The 17,900-nt window shown below is 65.8% G+C and carries 13 protein-coding genes and 1 tRNA gene; 7 read left to right on the forward strand and 7 right to left on the reverse strand.

The window, feature by feature from the left end:
- Nucleotides 1-206: 206 nt before the first annotated feature.
- The 3 genes from VX037_RS01985 to VX037_RS01995 all read right to left on the reverse strand — a co-directional run bounded on the left by VX037_RS01985 (nt 207) and on the right by VX037_RS01995 (nt 6,307).
- Nucleotides 207-2,180, reverse strand: a complete 1,974-nt coding sequence (locus tag VX037_RS01985; RefSeq protein ID WP_266059695.1) for an HNH endonuclease signature motif containing protein — start codon at nt 2,178-2,180, stop codon at nt 207-209.
- A 696-nt stretch (nt 2,181-2,876) separates the two neighbouring features.
- Nucleotides 2,877-3,860, reverse strand: coding sequence for a TauD/TfdA dioxygenase family protein (locus VX037_RS01990; protein ID WP_266059696.1), 984 nt, complete (start codon nt 3,858-3,860; stop codon nt 2,877-2,879).
- Between the two features lie 101 nt (nt 3,861-3,961).
- The gene (locus VX037_RS01995; protein ID WP_328713054.1) at nt 3,962-6,307 is read right to left on the reverse strand and encodes an arylsulfatase; all 2,346 of its coding nucleotides are present in this window, start codon (nt 6,305-6,307) and stop codon (nt 3,962-3,964) included.
- Between the two features lie 240 nt (nt 6,308-6,547).
- Here VX037_RS01995 and VX037_RS02000 point away from each other — a divergent pair, with 240 nt between their 5' ends.
- From VX037_RS02000 to VX037_RS02015, 4 genes are read left to right on the forward strand one after another with little or no spacing between them, the layout of a single operon-like run.
- Complete coding sequence (locus tag VX037_RS02000) at nt 6,548-8,137, forward strand: ABC transporter substrate-binding protein (protein WP_328713056.1); 1,590 nt, start codon at nt 6,548-6,550, stop codon at nt 8,135-8,137.
- Nucleotides 8,138-8,140: 3 nt separating this feature from the next.
- Complete coding sequence (locus VX037_RS02005) at nt 8,141-9,100, forward strand: ABC transporter permease (RefSeq protein WP_287015532.1); 960 nt, start codon at nt 8,141-8,143, stop codon at nt 9,098-9,100.
- Nucleotides 9,097-10,041: an ABC transporter permease gene (locus VX037_RS02010; RefSeq protein WP_235725336.1), complete on the forward strand. Its 945-nt coding sequence runs from the start codon at nt 9,097-9,099 to the stop codon at nt 10,039-10,041. The genes VX037_RS02005 and VX037_RS02010 overlap by 4 nt, the downstream gene beginning before the upstream one ends.
- On the forward strand, nt 10,038-11,693 hold the full coding sequence (locus tag VX037_RS02015; RefSeq protein WP_266059700.1) for a dipeptide ABC transporter ATP-binding protein: 1,656 nt from the start codon (nt 10,038-10,040) through the stop codon (nt 11,691-11,693). The genes VX037_RS02010 and VX037_RS02015 overlap by 4 nt, the downstream gene beginning before the upstream one ends.
- A gap of 21 nt (nt 11,694-11,714) precedes the next feature.
- Here VX037_RS02015 and VX037_RS02020 read toward each other — a convergent pair whose 3' ends face one another.
- The 3 genes from VX037_RS02020 to VX037_RS02030 all read right to left on the reverse strand — a co-directional run bounded on the left by VX037_RS02020 (nt 11,715) and on the right by VX037_RS02030 (nt 14,433).
- Nucleotides 11,715-13,349 (reverse strand): cation:proton antiporter family protein, encoded by a 1,635-nt coding sequence (locus VX037_RS02020; protein ID WP_266059702.1) that lies wholly within the window; start codon nt 13,347-13,349, stop codon nt 11,715-11,717.
- Between the two features lie 144 nt (nt 13,350-13,493).
- A tRNA-Gln gene (locus tag VX037_RS02025) sits at nt 13,494-13,565 on the reverse strand.
- A gap of 112 nt (nt 13,566-13,677) precedes the next feature.
- Nucleotides 13,678-14,433, reverse strand: a complete 756-nt coding sequence (locus VX037_RS02030) for an SDR family oxidoreductase (protein WP_266059703.1) — start codon at nt 14,431-14,433, stop codon at nt 13,678-13,680.
- A 126-nt stretch (nt 14,434-14,559) separates the two neighbouring features.
- Between VX037_RS02030 and glmU the strand changes: the two genes are divergently transcribed.
- The 3 genes from glmU to arsC are packed head-to-tail and all read left to right on the forward strand — an operon-like array spanning nt 14,560 to nt 17,440.
- Nucleotides 14,560-16,041, forward strand: coding sequence for a bifunctional UDP-N-acetylglucosamine diphosphorylase/glucosamine-1-phosphate N-acetyltransferase GlmU (glmU, locus tag VX037_RS02035; protein ID WP_266059704.1), 1,482 nt, complete (start codon nt 14,560-14,562; stop codon nt 16,039-16,041).
- 30 nt (nt 16,042-16,071) lie between these two features.
- The gene (locus tag VX037_RS02040; protein ID WP_266059705.1) at nt 16,072-17,049 is read left to right on the forward strand and encodes a ribose-phosphate diphosphokinase; all 978 of its coding nucleotides are present in this window, start codon (nt 16,072-16,074) and stop codon (nt 17,047-17,049) included.
- Nucleotides 17,050-17,098: 49 nt separating this feature from the next.
- Nucleotides 17,099-17,440 (forward strand): arsenate reductase (glutaredoxin), encoded by a 342-nt coding sequence (gene arsC / locus VX037_RS02045; protein WP_266059707.1) that lies wholly within the window; start codon nt 17,099-17,101, stop codon nt 17,438-17,440.
- Between the two features lie 8 nt (nt 17,441-17,448).
- Here arsC and VX037_RS02050 read toward each other — a convergent pair whose 3' ends face one another.
- The gene (locus tag VX037_RS02050; protein ID WP_266059709.1) at nt 17,449-17,892 is read right to left on the reverse strand and encodes a limonene-1,2-epoxide hydrolase family protein; all 444 of its coding nucleotides are present in this window, start codon (nt 17,890-17,892) and stop codon (nt 17,449-17,451) included.
- Nucleotides 17,893-17,900 lie beyond the last annotated feature (8 nt).

Raw genomic sequence — 17,900 nt, forward strand, 5'->3', positions numbered from 1 at the left:
TAACTGGCAATCCAGGTGGTCCCATCCCCATGGCAAACAATCAGCCCAGGGTGGTCCCTTCACGGTGGCAAATGACACGGTGCCCTTGCTCTCCGCGGAGAGCAAGGGCACCTTCTGTTTGGTTCTCGACGCGTAGGGACTGTTCCGGCGACCGCCCGCCACTCCGACGGCTCGTCAGTAGTTCCGACCGCAGGATCGCCGACGAGTCACCGCGGGTAGGTGACGATGACCTGTCCGGTGCGCGCGTTGCGCCAGGAGATGGTGCGGTCGGTGTGCATGGTCGGTATCCACGGCCCGTCATGCTTACGGTCGTGGTCGGGCCGGCACAGCGGTGCGAGATTGAACGCCACGGTCCAGCCACCGGCCACCGGGTCGGCATGGCAGAACTTGAGCAGGTGGTCGAGTTCGCACTCCTCGGACGGTCTGCCGCAGTACGGGTAGCGGCAGCGTCGGTCCAGTTGGATGATCTCCGCGCGGAGGGCCGCCGACGGCTTATAGGTCAGCGCCCCCGGTGGTGGGGTGGCGAAACCACCGTGCCCGGTCGGGTCGATCGGTGGGGCCGGTGCGCGGTTGCCGAAGATGATCAACCCGCTGGCGGCGCGGGTTTCACTCGGTCGGGCGGTGATGGTGGTGGCGTGTGGTGCGATTCGTGCGGCGTGGGCGGGATCGATGGCGCCGTAGCCCATCAGGCGGGTCGGGTCGAGACCGGTCGGGTCGCGCAGCAGGGTCAGGCCGGGCACGATGAGGTCGGAATCGGTCTCTGTATCGGTGTCGGTGTCGGTGTCGGTGTCGGTGTCGGCGGGATCATGTTCAGCGGGTGGTGCGGTGATGAAATCTCGTCGCGATCCCGGGGAGGGCGCATCCTCAGCGGTGTCATCGGCATCGATTCCGGTACCGGATTGGCCAATTTCACCGTTCTCGTTGTCGTTGTCGTTGTCGCGGTCGATGTCAATGTGATCGTCAATGTCGGCGAGGGTGATCGGCTGTTCTTCGGCCGCATCAGGCCCACCCAGCACGGGTTCGACGGTGGTCTGGCCGGATGCAGCGGTGTTGTCCGCCGTGGTGGTGTCGACCGACGAGTCACGGACACCGCCGGTGACCGGACTCGGGGTGGTGGCGGGTGCTGGGTTGTTGGTGCGGGTTGGTGTGGCGGGGCAGGTGTCGTCGCCGCAGTGGCAGCGTAGTTTTGCGCCGGGTGCTTTGATGATTTCGGCGAACGCGGTGACGCGTTGGGCTTTGATGCTGCGCCCATCGCGGCGGCACACCCGGCGGCTGATCAAGGCGCTGATGCGGTCGCGCAGGTGTACGCCGTGTTCGGCGGGGATGCAGGCATCGACGGTCATGTGCCCGAACGCTTCGGCACCGATCGTCACATCCCCGAACAGGTCGGTGATGTCGTCGCGGGTCTCGGCGGCTCGATCGGGGTCGAGGCTGATGATGATGGCGTCGAGATCATCTCGCAGGGCGGTGTCGGTGGTGGGTCGGCTGGCCAGATCGAGCACCACATCGTCGAAATCCCACGGCTCATCCTCGTCGGCATCGTCGGCGGCGGGATCGTCGGTGGCGGCAGGGTCGGTCTCGGACGCAGCATCATCGGAGCCGCCATCATCAGTGCCGTCGCCGTCGGAGCCGTCGCCGTCGGTGCGCTCACCATCGGTGCCGGGATCGAGGTCGGCTGCGGGGTCGTCGAGGTCGAGGGTGAGTTCCTCCTCGACATCCTTGCTGTCGGGTTCGTCGGTGTAGGCGTTGTCGGCGAGTTCGCCGAGTCGCTCCCGCAGGTCGCCGGTGGGGCCGGTGGCGGCGCCGCGGATGGCCACACCCAGCCGGTGGGGCCTCAAATCTCCGGAGCGGAAGGCATCACGGATCTTGGGGTGCTCGTCGAGCAGTTCATCGAGACCGACCCATTCGCCGGCTTGACGTCGAGAAATACCCAACTGCAGTGAGATTTCGCCTTTCGCGGCTTTGTCGGCGGCGTTGCGGACTCGGTTCGGAACGAAATCGTTGTATCCGGCGAGACGCTCGTTGTAGGTGGATTGCCCGATCTGACGGGCGATCTGCATCGCCAGGGCTTGGGCTTGATTACTCAGCCGCAACAAATCGCGACCGTACTGCGCCAACTCGCCGAGACTGCTGGAGGCCAGCAGAGCGTCGTCGGCGGCACGGTCGGTGAAGGTGAACACGAAACGCTCCTTTCCGGCGAAGACGGTCTCTGAGGTCGGGATGGGTTGGCGGGGAATCGAACTGCTATCAGACTATCGAGCGGGTCTGACAACTTTGGTGCGCTACGGGTGCGGTGTGGATGGACTCGATCGGTGAGGTGTTGGGTTCAGGATAGCGGCGGGGTGTGACAACTTTTCGTGGCTGAGTGTGGTTGCGTGGGTGGACCCTTCGTGACGCGGCCTCGCGCGCTCGGGCGCTCCTCAGGGATCAGGGGACTGCGCTCGTTCCTGACTGCGCTCCTCGCGATGGTTGGCGTCTCGCCTTTGGTTCTCTGAGGTCGGGATGGGTTGGTGGGGAATCGAACTGCTATCAGACTATCGGGAGGGTCTGACAACTTTGGTGCACTGCGGGGTGGGCTGTGGATGGACTTGCTCGGTGAGCTGTTGGGTACAGGATAGCGGCGGGGTGTGACACCTTGTCCTGCGTAAGAGTGGTTGCGTGGGTGTACCCTTCGTGACGCGGCCTCGCAAGCTCGGACGCTCCTCAGGGACCAGGGGATGCTCCCTCGCAAACGTGGTCGTTACTCAGCCCCGGGGGACAGCATGTGGGTTCGCACGTACTCGCTGCGCCCCTCCATTTCTTCAACTACGGCACGGAGGCCACAAAAGGCCCCGGCCCTGAGCAGTTGATGCTCAGGGCCGGGGCCTCGTGATGATTCAGGCTGCGAAAAGGGGAAGTCGAGCTGACTTCTCGACGCTGGAGTAGTGCGAGGCGTCGCCCTGCAGCACCTGGCTCCGTTGCCCTCGAACGTCAACCGGAACGTCACCGGCGAGGGTGATCCGGTGTAGCTCGCGCTGCTGATTGCCGTAGTCGGAGATGCCATAGTGCTGGGTCGCCCGGTTGTCCCAGATCACCACATCGCCGAGTCGCCAGTTCCAACGGAAGGTGTTCTCCAGCTTCGTGATGCGACTCTGCAGAAGCTGATACAACTCACCGAACTCGGCGGACTTGAGTCCTCGGAACTCCTTGGCGAAGTGACCGAGCAGCAGGCTGCGCTCACCGGTCTCCGGGTGTACCCGTACCACCGGATGCAGCGTCTGGTACTCCGCGCTGGTGAACTCCTTGTAGTGCTCGGACTTTCGGCTGATGTCGACGCCGCCCGACGGCTCGGACTGATTGACGTAGTCGTACAGATTGGTATGCGTGGCCCAGAGCTCTTCGGCCAACGCCCGCAGCGGTTTCGGTAACTGTTCGTAGGCGGCGACCGTCGAGGCCCAAGTGGTCGCGCCGCCGTAGGACGGCAGGGTAACCGCCCGCAGAATCGACGCCTTGGGGATGCGGTCGACGAAGGTGACATCGGAATGCCAGCTGTTGGCTGCACCCTCGATCGTCAGCAGCTGCGTCCCCCGCGATGTAACGGTCGGGTGGGGCGCGGTCTGCTCGCCGAGCAGGCCGGCGAACGCGTACTGCCCCGCGTCGTCGAGGTGATGTTGCCCCTCGAACACAACGGTCTTGTTGACTGCCAGGGCGAGCCGGATCGCCTCGACCTGCTCGGTCGGGAGATCAGCACCGAGCCGGACCTGCCCGATCCGGGCACCGATGTGCTCTCCCAGCTTCTCGACGGTGATGCCCCCGTCGGCGTACACCTGCTGCGCCGCGCGCTCACGTTCCGTGCGGTCGTCGATCTGAGCCAGCGTCATTCCTAGAAACCTCTCGTGAATTCTTTTGTTTCAACGTTTTTCATCTCAGCACCGATGACACCGACAAGGCGAGGTAACAATCATGCTGATCGCAACGCCGATCAGTCCGCCGACCGTTCGGCCGCCTCGTCGAGACCCCGCCGCACATTCACACCCACCCGCGTGGGGCCCGGGCGATACGTGACGGCCCGCAGCGCCGGACCGAATCGGAATACGCCACGGCGCTGGCGCAGTTCGGGGTCGACCGGACCGCGTGCGTCGAGTCCCACCGAGATGCCTGTCCAGGGCGCCATACCGACCAGCTGGACCTGGTCGTCGAGCTTCACAATCGTCGACGCCTCGCCGTCACACACCGCCTCGACCGTGAGGTTCCAGCGCACCGACGGTGTCGCGGAGGCGCGCAGACACAACGCGGTCGCGCCGTCCGGCAGCCGACCCGACTCCCGCCGGACGCGGCCATAGGCGTTGTACACCAGGTGCACGGCTGCCGATTCCACGTACAGCAGATAGCCGCCCTGCTGGTCGCCGTGCGCGACGATCACCCCCTCGTCGTCGGCGGTCCAGCCCTCAAGTTCCGCCTCCACCACGAAGTCGCGGTAGGCGATCAGGCGGCTCGACCGGTAGCGCTCCAACGTCGGTGTGCCGGCGAGAATCCGGATCGGATCGCTCAACCGCGCCTCCGCGGGCCGTCGACGTAGCTGATCTGCGGGACGGTCGTACAGCGGGAACACCGTGTTGCGCCAGGCCGCGGCATCCCACGCGGCGGCCAGCTCGGCAACCTTGTCGGGATGTCGGGCGGCGAGATCGGTGGTTTCGGCCGGGTCCGTGGTCACGTCGTACAGTTCCCACGCCGGATCGTCGACGGAGGCCGGGTCCCGGTGTAGTGACACCAGTTTCCAGCCGTCCCGGTAGTAGCCGCGGTGCCCACCGAACTCCGCGTACTGCTCGGTGTGCGGTGACTGGGCATCACGGTCACGCAGGACGTCGGCGATGCTGACACCGTCGCGCTCCTGAGCGGGCCGCCCGTGGCGGTGGTCCGGTGTGTCGACCCCGGCGAGTTCGAGCAGGGTGGGCACGAGATCGGTGACGTAGGAGAACTGACGACGTACACCGGTGTCGTCGGCCGCCCGGGGCAGTCCGTTCGGCCAGGACACGACGAATGGAACCCGCACGCCGCCGGCGAAGGTCTGCCCCTTGTAGAAGCGGAACGGGGTATTGGACGCCTGCCCCCAGCCGCGTGGGTAGTGCACCCCGAGTGCGGCCGAACCGATCAGATCCTGGTCGTGCGGCACGTCGCGTTCCCAGTCGGGTGGCACCGGACCGTGCACGAATTGGCTGAAGTACGAACGCGTCCCAACCGGTCCACCCTCGGCGGTGCCGCCGTTGTCCGAGGTGAAGACGATGATCGTGTTGTCGAGCTCACCGAGTTGCTCAAGGGTGTCGACCACTCGTCCGACGCTCTGGTCGACGCTGTCGACCATCGCTGCGTACACCTCCTGGTAGCGCTGGAATCGCTCCTGCTCTGTGGGTTCGAGGTCATCCCACAGCGGTGCGTCGAACCCGGGCTCGGTGTTGCGTTCCGCCATCGGGGTGTCCGGGTCGAACAGCCCGTTCTCGATCTGTCGCTGCAACCGTTGCCGCCGGACCTCATCCCAGCCCTGGCCGTAGCGACCGCGATACTTCGCGAGATCGGCCTCCTTCACCTGGTGCGGTCCGTGCATCGCGATGTGCGCGAAGTACAGGAAGAACGGCTTCGTCGGGTCCTGCGCGCGCAACGCGGTGATCTGGGAGATCGCACGGTCGGTCAGGTCATCGGTGACGTAGTAGTCATCGGGGTACTCGGCGACGTCGACGACGGTGTTGTCGGCGATCAGCTGGTTCGGGTAGAAGAACGAGTTGAGTCCCTCCAGTGAACCGTAGTAGCTGTCGAAACCGCGCTGCACCGGCCACGAGCTGCGGTCGCGTCCCGGGCCCATGTTCGCATCTCGCACCAGATGCCACTTCCCCACCGCATACGTGGCATATCCACCGGCACGCAGGATCTCCGGCAATGTCAGCACATCGTCGGCGAGTTCGAGTCGTAGCCCCGGAAACCCGGGATCGGAGTTCGCCACACTGCCATAACCCGCCCGATGCGGGTTCAGCCCGGTCAGCAGCGCCGCGCGCGCCGGTGAGCACACCGGGGTGGTGTGGTAATTGGACAACCGGAACCCGTTGCGCGCCAGCCGGTCGATGTTGGGTGTGTCGATCTCCGCGCCGAACGGCGAGATGTCGGAATAGCCCATGTCGTCGACGAGGATCACCACGATGTTCGGAGCACCGGCCGGGGCCGTCGGTTCCTCCGGCCACCATGGCCGCGACACCGAACTCGTGCGGCCGATCACCCCGTCGAAGCCGTCGTAACCACGCGCGCCCGCCGGCAGATCAGTTTTGTCCGCTTGTGCCATCGCTTGTCTCCCTGCACATCACATCGAGCCTCGCGCCCGAACACCGAGCACGTTCGGCCAAGGTCAACCGCCTGTCAAGGGTTCGATCCGAGCGAAATTCAACGACGCGGACCACCCGTTCGATCCCCATACTGGATGTCGATTCCTCGCCCGTGCACACGTTTTCGATTCCGATGAGTGTACGGATCCCGTGTGGTCGGCCATCACCGATCACCTCGACCCGACAGAGATGTGATCACCATGCCCCGACACCGAGGTGCCCGCGCCGCTGCGGTCATCGTCGCCATCTTGCTCGCGCTGGCCGCTGTAGGATGCGAGTCCGCGGTTTCGCAGCAGCAGCACTCGACCGCGACCGCCGCACCCGGAGACCCCACACCCCGCGGCGGCGACCTGCGGGTCGGCGTGCTCGGCGACCTCTCGCCGAAGGCGTTCCTGCAGATCGGGACCGGGTCGATGAACGGTCAGGTGGTGGCCAATGCCTTCGACACCCTCATCCGGTACGCCCGTGACTCACTGACCGTCGAACCGTCGTTGGCGACCGCCTGGCAACTCGCGCCCGACGGCCGCTCCCTCACGCTCGATCTCCGAACCGACGCCACCTTCCACGACGGCCGTCCGTTCGTGTCGTCGGATGTGGAGAACTCGATCAAGGCATATCTGGGTGGACCGTGGACGCCACAGTTCAAGCGCACCGCCGCCGCCATCGACGAGTTCGACACGTCTGATCCCCACCGAGTGATCCTGCGCTTCGCACACCCGTTGAGCAATATCTTCGATCTGCTCGACTCAGCGCCCATCATCGACCAGAACACCCTGCCCGCATTGAAGGCCGGCACCGCATTCAACGGCACCGGGCCGTTCCGTTTCGAGTCGTGGCAACCGAATTCCACTGTCCGACTCGTCCGCAATGAGCACTACTGGGGCGGGTCACCGGCTCTGGATTCGGTAACTTTCGTCGTCGTCCGCGATAACCAGTCACTGTTCACCCGCCTACGCACCGGGCAGATCGACGTCGCCGACGGCCTGAGTTATCACGATCAGCAACTGGTGACCCAGCGGTATGGCTTCACCGGGATCACCCTGACCGGCGCCGAGTCGCAGGAATACGTGGGGATCAACGTCACCAACCCGGCGCTCGCCGATGTCCGCGTACGCCAGGCGATCGCGTACGCCATCGACCGTCCACGCATCATCAACGACGTCTTCCGCGGCAGCGGATACACCGTCAATCTGCCGTGGCCGAAGTGGTCACCGGCGTATCGCGCGAACGCGAACACCACCTACACCCGCGATCTCCAAAAGGCCCGTGCGCTGGTGAGCCAGGTCGGCTCCATACCTCCCTTGACACTGGACTATTCGACCCAGGGCAACGACAGGGTGATTGCCGAGATCGTCCAGTCGAATCTCGCCGCTGTCGGCATCGAGGTGCGCTTGGTGCCCAACGACCAGACCCAGCAGGCGTCGAAGCTGATCGGTGGCAAGTTCGACGGACTCTGGCTGCTACAGCACGCCTTCGCCCAGTTCACCCCGTCAACTCTCGCCGTGTCCGCCTATCCGTTCAACGCGGCGAAGAACTCGTCGAACTACTCGAACCCGGAGTATTCCGCGGCTGCGGAGGAGGCATGGACGGTCCGCGACAGTTCCTCTCCGGAAGCGCTCGCCGCTTACCGCGAACTCGACGAAGCCTGGCTGCGTGATCTGTTTCTCATAGAGATCGGCGTGGTGCTGCGCCAGGTGGCCACCGCACCGTCGGTCGGCGATGTCGACTGGGACCGTCGCAACCAATTGCACTTCGCCGGAACCTATCTCACTTCGCCAGGAAAGCAGTAACCAATGACCGGATACCTTCTGCGCCGCGTTCCCACGGCCCTCGTCGTGCTCGCGGTCGCCTCGATTCTGATCTTCGCCGTCCTCCGACTGATCCCCGGTGGGCCCGAGGCAGCACTGGCCGGTCCGGATGCATCGCCCGCCCAACTGGCGGCGATCCGGCACGACCTGGGTCTCGACCAGGCATTCATCACCCAATACCTGTCCTGGCTCGGTGACATCCTCACCCTCGACCTCGGCACGAGTTACCAGGTCGGCGGCAGCATCACCGACCTCATCGGGTTCGGACTCACCAACACACTCATCCTCACCGGTGCGGCACTGGTCATCGCGATCGTCCTCGCGCTGGCCCTCGGGCTGACCGCAGTGCTGTTCGAGAACCGCTATGTCAACGCGATACTCACCGTCGTCAACGCGGCCGCGATCGCATTGCCCACGTTTGTGGTCGGCACCGTGCTCATCCTCGTTTTCGGCGTGCGGTTGCGTCTGCTGCCGGCCGGCGGCATACCGCCGAACGGATTCACCGACTCTCTACAGATCAGCGCGCAGTACCTCATCCTGCCCGCGCTCACCCTCGGGCTACCCGCGGGCGCGATGCTCGCGCGGTTCCTGACCGAATCGCTGCGCACCGAGCTGCAGCAGCCATACGTGCTCACCGCGCGGGCGCTGGGCGCGTCCCGGACCGACATCGTGCTCAAGCACGCGCTGCGAAACGCGCTGCCACCCACGTTGACCGCCCTCGGCATCACCGTCGGCGCACTTCTTGGGGGCGCCGTGCTGGTCGAATCCATCTTCGGGTGGCCCGGGCTGGGGCTGCTCACCGAGGAGGGCATCTTCGCCCGTGACTATCCCCTCGTCCAGGTCCTGATCCTCTTGTCGGTCGCGGTGTTCGTGATCATCCAGCTCCTCGCCGACATCGTCCACGCCTGGCTCGACCCCCGAATCCGACTGGCAGGTGACCGATGACCACCCATCCCAGCAGTGTGTCCACCACCGACACGTCGCCGACGACCTCGACCCAGCCCGATCCCGATCTGGTTCCCGGCCTGCTCCCGGAGAGTCCCGGCGACCGCGAGGCGCGACATCCTCGAACACCGCTGTGGCGCAGCCTATTGCACGGCACCGGACTGGTCGGCAGCATCCTCGTGCTCACCGTGATCCTGGTGGGGACGCTCGGTCCGCTGTTCACCCCATACGGGCCCACGCAGCAGATCGACGGCGCCTACCTGCTGCAGCCCGGCCTCGATCACTGGTTCGGTACCGATGACGTCAACCGCGACATCGCGACCCGGGTCCTCTACGGGATCCGTACCGACCTGCTGATCATCTTCCTCGCGGTCCCGATCGGTGCCGCGCTGGGTGTGATCGCGGGTCTGCTCACCGTCGCCCACCCCGTCACCGACGTGATCGCCCAGCGCGTGTTCGACGTGATCCTCGCGTTTCCCGCGCTCATCCTGGGGATCACCATGACCGCGGTACTCGGGCCGGGAGCCGTGACGGTAGGGGTCGTGATCGCGCTCGCCGAGATCCCGATCTTCGGCCGTCTCACCCGCACCTCGGTACTGCGCGTGCGGGAACTCCCCTACGTGGAGGCGGCCCGGGTGAGCGGTGCGACCACGTCACGCATCCTGCTGCGCCACGTTCTCCCCCACTCACTGGAGGCGTTGTCGGTGCAGTTCGCCCTGTCGCTGTCGCTTGCAGTCTTCATCGAGGGCGCGCTCAGTTATCTCGGTGTGGGCGTGGTCGCCCCGGCCCCGTCGCTGGGGTCGATTCTGGCCGGGGGCAACGGATACCTGGAAACCAACCCATGGTTCTCGCTCGGACCGCTGATCGTCGTCTCGATCCTCGTGCTGGGCTTCTACTTGATCGCCCAATCGATTTCACATGACCGGAGGATTCGCCGATGACCGCCGACCTGACCCCGCCCGCGCTCACCGTCGACGACCTGCGCGTCCGCTTCGACTACCCCCGACCGGCCGTATCGGGTATCAGCCTGTCGGTCGATCGCGGCGAGATCCTCGCACTGGTCGGCGAATCCGGCTCCGGCAAGACGATCACCGCACAAGCGGCCATCGGCTTGCTGCCGGCCGCCGCGCACGCGTCAGGGTCGGTGAAGGTGGACGGGATCGAGGTACTCGACGCAACGGAACCACAGTTGCGAGCGTTGCGTGGCAATCGTGTCGCGATGGTCTTCCAAGAACCGCAGACCGCCCTCAACCCGTCGCAGACAGTGGGATGGCAGCTGCGACAGGCCCTCCGCGCACACCGGCGGGTGACACGGACGCAGGCACGCCGACGAGCAGTCGAGCTGCTGACGCTGGTCGAGATCGACGAACCGGAGGTTCGGGTCGACCAGTATCCCCACCAGCTGTCCGGTGGGCAGAAGCAACGCGTGGTGATCGCGCTCGCGTTGGCGAATGATCCGGTGTTGCTGCTGGCCGACGAACCGACGACGGCGCTCGACGTGTCGGTGCAGCAAGAGATCCTGGGACTCCTACGTCGGCTGCGCGACCGTACCCGCGCCGGAATCCTGTTGATCACCCACAACCTCGGCGTCGTCGCCGACATCGCCGACCGCGTCGTGGTGGTGCAGCTCGGTGAGGTCGTCGAGACCGGCGACGTGCACGAGATCTTCGCACGCCCCACGCAGCCCTACACCCGACAACTGCTTGCCGCCGTGCCGAGACTGCCCGACGGTCTCGACGACGACCCGATATCCGACACCTGCGCGCCGACGATCACCGATGTCACAGAGCAGCCGGTCCTCACCGTCGAGAACGTCACGGTCACCCATCCCGGTCGTCTCGGTTCGCCACCGCGCACCGCGCTCGATGCGGTGTCGTTGAGCATCGGTCGCGGCGAGGTGGTGGGCGTGGTGGGTGAATCCGGCTCGGGCAAGACCACACTCGGACGTGCCATGGGCGGTCTCGTTCCCGCCCGCGCCGGCCGTATCCTGATCGACGGCGAGGACATCGCAACATTGTCCCGAACGCGGCTGCGCGAGTTACGCCGCAAGCTCGCCTTCGTACCGCAGGACCCGAGCGCGTCCCTCGATCCGCGATTCACCGTCGCGGAGTCCATTCGCGAACCACTCGAGATCCAGGACATCGGCACGCGCGCCCAGCGCGACACGCGGGTCGCCGAACTCCTGTCCGCGGTGGCACTCCCCCGCCCGTTCGCCGACCGTCTGCCGCACGAACTGTCCGGCGGTCAACGCCAGCGGGTGGCGCTGGCCCGTGCACTCTCGGCCGACCCGGAACTGCTGATCGCCGACGAACCGACCAGCGCACTCGACGTGTCGGTGCAGGCGCGGGTGCTCGACCTCTTTGCCGACCTACAGGAGGAGTTCGGGTTCGCGGCCGTCTTCATCAGCCACGACCTCGCCGTGGTCGAACGGGTGGCCGATCGAGTGGTGGTGTTGCGCGGTGGCCGGGTGGTCGAGACCGGCGATGCGCGAACTGTACTCACCGTCCCGACCGACCCGTACACCAAGGCTCTCGTCGACGCGGTGCCGTACCCGGATCCGGTGGTACAGCGCCGAAGTCGGGTTACGGCGTGACGATCGTGGCGCGCCGGCGGATCACGAGTTCTCGCCGGAGCGTCTCTCCGTCGTCGGCGGGTCCGGCGGTTCGTCGCCGCGATCGCCATCGCCGGCGACCTGATCGGCCAGCTCCAGGCCGGCGCCCGCATAGACGTTGAAGGCGATGCCGACGCCGTGGTCCTTGGCCCACTGCACCTCATCGTCGTAGCGGGCCACCGCGGCAACCCGGCCGCTGAATCCCGACTCGCGCAGGCATTCGAGCGCAGTCACGTTGGCGCCGTGACGCGGCATCGCCAGCACGGCGATGCGCACCGAATCCGAATGCCGCAATTGGTGCCAGAAGTCCAGGTCGGTGGCGTCTCCCTCGATGACCCGCAGGCCTGCGTCGGCGAGTCTCCCGATTCGTGGCCCGTCGTAGTCGACACCCACCACCCGTAGGCCGTAATGGTCGGTCAGCCGCTGATATGCGGCGAAGCCGACGCGTCCCATCCCGATCACCACGACCTCGGCATCGCCGGCGTCGCCGGGACGCTCCTCCGGGTGCAGGGTGCGTTCGTCCTGGGCGGGCAGGCGAGTGGCGATCTTCTCCACCATCAGGTGGCCGCGCCCGTTGACCAGCGCCGATACCACAAAACTCAGGGCCACCGCGATCGACATCTCCACCAGCCAGGCCTCGGCGAGCAGCCCGGTGGTCACCCCGACGGACACCACGATCAGGCCGAACTCCGAGTAGTTCATCAAGCCGAGCCCGGCGAGGATTGCGGTGCGATAGCGAAGCTTGAGCATCGACAGCAACGCCACGTACCAGGCCGCCTTGAACGGCAGCAGCAACACCATCAGCAGTGCGACACCGATGGTGGGCAGATCCGGCAGACCCGTCAGACCGATCGACACGAAGAAGGCGACGAGCAGCAGTTCCTTGAGATGGAACAGCGACCGCGCCAACTCCGATGAGGCGGGATGCGAGGCCAGCAGAACGCCGACGATGAGTGCGCCGAGGTCGCCCTTGAGCCCGACGGCGGTGAACCACGCGTAGCCCGGGACCAACGCCATCACGATGCCGAACAGCGACTGCATCTCGCCGTGCCCGAGGCGCCCCCAGATCTTGCGCAACACCTGGGTCAACGGCCACAACGCGATCAGGGTCAGCGCCCACGGACTCGGCGGGTGCCCGCCACTCACGGTCAGGAATACCACCGCCACGATGTCCTGCATCACCAGGATGCCGATGGCGATGCGGCCGTACAGCGAATGTGATTCGCCACGTTCCTCGAGGATCTTGACCACGAACACCGTGCTGGAGAACGACAGCGCGAAGGCGAGAAGGGCGATCGTCTGCACACTCTGACCGGCCAGCATCGCCATCCCTGCCACGGCCGCCACCCACATCGCGATGCTGCCGAGCACCACGCTGATCACCATGTGCACCGACGTCGTCAACCACACCTCGCGCCGGAGCAGGATCCGGACGTCGAGTTTGAGTCCGATCGCGAAGAGCAGCAGGGTGACACCCAGATCCGCCAGCACGTCCAGCTGGGGCAGATCCTCGACGTTCATCGCGTTGAGCACGAATCCGGCGGCCAGGAAGCCGACCAACGGAGGCAGCCGCAGCGCCATGGCGAGGCCGCCCAGACCGAAGGTGACGACGAGATAGACGGCGATAACCTCTGTCACGCATTCCCCTGTTCCTCGGGCGCGGGCGATCGCCGGGGCCGGCGACGGCGCTGGTGCTGTCGGAGGTCTCAGTATCCCGACAAATGTCGGATTCCGCTGTGGACCGTCCGCCTCGAGAAATTATGGATGCGACGAAAGTCAGTGCTCCCCCACCAGGACTCGAACCTGGAATGCCTGAACCAAAATCAGAAGTGTTGCCGATTACACCATGGGGGATTACGCGCAGACGATTGTGCCACAGGCACCGCCCACGCTTCTGGCCGCACCTGCAGGGTCTGGCCGCGGTGTCCACCGCAAGCCGGAACCCGCAGGTGCGGCCGAAACGAGATCAGCCCTTCGGACCGCCCGCGGCGTAGACCACCTGGCCGGAGATGAAGCCGGCGCCTTCGCTGACGAAGAACGAGGCGAGGTGCGCGATGTCCTCCGGTGCGCCCACGCGGTTCACCGGGATCTCCTTCGCGGCGGCGGCCTTGAAATCGTCGAACGACACCTTCATGCGCTCGGCGGTCGCGGCGGTCATCTCGGTGGCGATGAAGCCGGGGGCGATCGCGTTGGCGGTGACGCCGAATTTGCCCAGCTCGATCGCGAGGGTCTTGGTGAAGCCCTGCATGCCCGCCTTGGCGGCCGAGTAATTGGCCTGGCCGCGGTTGCCCAGCGCCGAGGTGCTCGACAGGTTGACGATGCGACCCCAGCCGGCGTCGACCATGTGCTTCTGGCAGGCCTTGCTCATGTTGAACGCACCGCGCAGGTGCACACCCATGACCGCATCCCAATCGTCGACGGTCATCTTGAACAGCATGTTGTCGCGGATGATGCCTGCGTTGTTGATCAGCACCGTCGGCGGGCCCAGTTCCTCGGCGACCTTCGCGACGGCCGCGGCTACCGACTCTTCGTTCGACACGTCGGCGCCGACCGCGATGGCCTTGCCGCCGGCGTCGGTGATGGCCTTGACGACATCGGCGCAAGAGTCCGCGTTCAGGTCGAGAACGGCGACGGCGAGCCCGTCGGTCGCCAGACGCTTGGCGACGCCCGCGCCGATGCCCCGCGCGGCTCCGGTGACGATCGCGACTTTCTGAGTGCTCATGGGTGTACCTCCGTTGGTCTGGGGCGGTCTGTCGCCTCACTGTTTCTATCAGGCCCGATCAATCGCTCGGTATCGCGTGGCGGGTCCGGGCCTCGGCGGTACGGCGACTGCGTACTATCGGGCCACATGACGGAGACGTCCACCCCCTCGACCGCTGTCATCGTCCTCGCCGCCGGCGCAGGCACGCGGATGAAGTCGAAGACCCCGAAAATCCTGCACAGCCTGGCCGGACGGACACTGGTCGGGCACGCGCTGCATGGCGCCGCCGGGATCGATCCGTCGGATCTGATCGCTGTCGTCGGGCACGAACGCGAACGGGTGACCGCAGCGGTCACCGAGATCGGCGCACATCTGGCCTGCACTGTCTCGGTTGCCGTGCAAGAGCAGCCACTCGGCACCGGCGACGCGGCGCGGGCGGGTCTCGCCGGGCTGCCCGACGATTTCGCGGGGACCGTCGTCGTCACCGCCGCCGATGTGCCACTGCTCGACGCGGCGACCCTGCGCGCGCTCGTCGCCACCCACACCGCCGATGGTGGCGCCGGGGTGACCCTGACGAGTTTCATCGCCGACGACCCGACCGGGTACGGCCGCATCATCCGGACCAACGATTCCCTCGTGCAGGCGATCGTGGAGCACAAGGATGCCAGCGCCGAGCAGCGCGCAATCACCGAGGTGAATGCCGGGATCTACGCCTTCGACGCGGCATTGTTGCGGTCAGCTCTCGCCGAACTGTCGACCGACAACGTGCAGGGCGAGTTCTACCTGACCGATGTCATCGAGATCGCCCGCGCCGGTGAGCACACGGTCCGCGCGTTCACCGTCGAGGACCCGATGCTCGTCGCCGGCTGCAACGACCGCGCGCAGCTCGCCGACCTCGCCGCCGAGTTCAATCGGCGCATCATCCGCCGCCATCAGCTCGCCGGGGTGACCGTGGTGGATCCGGCCACCACATGGATCGATGTGGAAGTGAGCATCGGTACCGATGTCCGGATCGAACCGGGCACCCAGCTGCACGGTGCCACCGCCATCGCCGACGACGCGCATGTCGGCCCCGACTCCACCCTGCGCGACGTCACCGTCGGGTCCGGCGCCTCGGTGATCCGCACACACGGCAGTGAGTCCGAGATCGGCGCCAACGCCACCGTCGGACCGTTCGCTTATCTGCGCCCCGGCACCCGCCTCGGAGTGGGCGGCAAGATCGGCACTTTCGTGGAAACGAAGAAAGCCGACATCGGCGCCGGCTCCAAGATCCCGCACCTCACCTACGTCGGCGACGCGACGATCGGTGAGCAATCCAACATCGGCGCGTCCAGCGTGTTCGTGAATTATGACGGCGTGGCGAAACACCGTACGGTGATCGGGTCCCATTGTCGTACCGGGTCTGACAACATGTTTGTCGCACCCGTGCAGGTCGGGGACGGCGCCTACACGGGAGCGGGTACGGTCTTGCGGGACGATGTCCCGCCCGGCGCGCTCGCGGTGTCGGCAGGACAACAACGCAATATCGAGAACTGGGTGGTGCGTAAGCGCCCGGACACCGAGTCGGCGCGCGCTGCACTCGATGCCCAACAGACCGACCGCCCGGCGGGTCACCAGCCCGGTGCCTGACCGCAGCACACCTCTAGCAGAAGAGTTTTCATGACCTGGACCACGGACAACCAGAAGAACTTGATGCTGTTCTCTGGCCGCGCGCATCCCGACCTCGCTCAGGCCGTCGCCGACGAGCTCGGCATCAAGGTGACCCCGCAGACCGCGCGCGACTTCGCCAACGGTGAGATCTTCGTCCGGTTCGAGGAATCCGTCCGCGGTTCCGACGCATTCGTCCTGCAGAGCTGCCCGTACCCGTTGAACCAGTGGGTGATGGAGGCGCTGATCATGATCGACACGCTCAAGCGTGGATCGGCCAAGCGCATCAGTGTGATCCTCCCCTTCTATCCGTACGCGCGTCAGGACAAGAAACATCGCGGTCGTGAGCCGATCTCCGCGCGCCTGATCGCCGATCTACTCAAGGCCGCGGGCGCCGACCGCATCATCACCGTCGATCTGCATACCGACCAGATTCAGGGCTTCTTCGACGGCCCCGTCGATCACATGCACGCACAGGGCCAGCTCGCCGAGTACGTCCGGGACAACTACGGCACCGACAACGTCACCGTCGTCTCGCCCGACTCCGGTCGTGTGCGGGTGGCGGAGAAGTGGGCCGACTCCCTCAACGGGGCGCCGCTGGCCTTCATCCACAAGACCCGTGATCCGCTGGTGCCCAACCAGGTGAAGTCCAACCGGGTGGTCGGTGAGGTCGAGGGCCGCACCTGCGTGCTGATCGACGACATGATCGACACCGGCGGCACCATCGCCGGCGCCGTCAAGGTCCTCAAGGATGCCGGTGCGGGCGACGTCATCATCGCCACCACCCATGGTGTGTTTTCCGACCCGGCCGCCGAACGACTCGCGAATTGCGGCGCCAAAGAGGTCATCGCCACCGACACCCTGCCGATCGGCGAGGACAAGCAGTTCGAGAACCTGACGGTGTTGTCGATCGCGCCACTGCTCGCCCAGACGATCCGCGAGGTCTTCGAGAACGGTTCGGTGACGAGTTTGTTCAACGGCAGCGCCTAGGTCACACACTCACGACTTGGCTGGCGCCGCACCAGGTATGGTGTGCCTCGTGGACGCGACGATCTATCACAACCCGAAGTGCACGACCTCCCGCAAGGCGCTGGAGAAGTTGCGGGAGGCGGGCGTCGAGCCGACCATCGTCAAGTACCTCGATCAGCCCTACACTCGCGAACAGTTGTCGACGATGTTCGCCGACGCGGGCATCACGGCTCATCAAGCCGCACGCAAGCGTGAGTCGCTGTACAAGGAACTCGGACTGGCTGATGCCTCCGAGGACGCGGTTCTCGACGCCATGGTGGCGCATCCGGTTCTCGTCGAGCGCCCGTTCGTGGTGACCGACAAGGGAACCCGGTTGGGGCGACCGCTGGAGACGATCGACGAGATTCTCTGACGACTGCCCTATACGGCAACGACTTTCGGCGGCAGCGGTTTGCGCAGGGGCGGGATCACGGCGCCGAGCAGTCCCCGTACGAGCGCCTTGGTCATGTCGTAGTAGTCGAAGTAGTCCCGCCACACGGTGATCCGCCCCTCGCGAACCTCAAAGCGACCGCAGACCCAGAACTGCATGACGACCGGTCCGAACCGGAGTTCATCGACGCGTTCGGTGAGCACCACCGGACCGTCGGCCGTGACGTTGACCATCCGGTAGTTGAAGCCGGCCCATGAATACCTGTCCATCCCGGAGAAAATGCCGGCCACCTTCCGCTTGCCGTGCACGGTCGGCAGCGAGACGTTGGTGTAGGCGATGTTCTCGTCGACGTTCTCCAGAGCCGCGGCCGTGTCGGAGCGCGCGAGGTCGTCGAGGAAGGTCGTGACGATGTCGATCGGTGTCTGCGATGTCATGGGGTCAG

It is taken from the genome of Gordonia sp. Z-3 (assembly GCF_036233855.1).
Lineage (GTDB): Bacteria > Actinomycetota > Actinomycetes > Mycobacteriales > Mycobacteriaceae > Gordonia > Gordonia tangerina.

Excerpts from the sequence above, each read along its gene's own strand:
- VX037_RS02005 (WP_287015532.1), top strand. The coding sequence starts at position 8,141 with ATGACCGGATACCTTCTGCGCCGCGTTCCCACGGCCCTCGTCGTGCTC.
- VX037_RS01995 (WP_328713054.1), bottom strand. The coding sequence starts at position 6,307 with ATGGCACAAGCGGACAAAACTGATCTGCCGGCGGGCGCGCGTGGTTAC.
- VX037_RS02010 (WP_235725336.1), top strand. The coding sequence starts at position 9,097 with ATGACCACCCATCCCAGCAGTGTGTCCACCACCGACACGTCGCCGACG.
- VX037_RS02030 (WP_266059703.1), bottom strand. The coding sequence starts at position 14,433 with ATGAGCACTCAGAAAGTCGCGATCGTCACCGGAGCCGCGCGGGGCATC.
- VX037_RS01990 (WP_266059696.1), bottom strand. The coding sequence starts at position 3,860 with ATGACGCTGGCTCAGATCGACGACCGCACGGAACGTGAGCGCGCGGCG.
- glmU (WP_266059704.1), top strand. The coding sequence starts at position 14,560 with ATGACGGAGACGTCCACCCCCTCGACCGCTGTCATCGTCCTCGCCGCC.
- VX037_RS02040 (WP_266059705.1), top strand. The coding sequence starts at position 16,072 with ATGACCTGGACCACGGACAACCAGAAGAACTTGATGCTGTTCTCTGGC.
- VX037_RS02015 (WP_266059700.1), top strand. The coding sequence starts at position 10,038 with ATGACCGCCGACCTGACCCCGCCCGCGCTCACCGTCGACGACCTGCGC.
- VX037_RS02000 (WP_328713056.1), top strand. The coding sequence starts at position 6,548 with ATGCCCCGACACCGAGGTGCCCGCGCCGCTGCGGTCATCGTCGCCATC.
- VX037_RS02050 (WP_266059709.1), bottom strand. The coding sequence starts at position 17,892 with ATGACATCGCAGACACCGATCGACATCGTCACGACCTTCCTCGACGAC.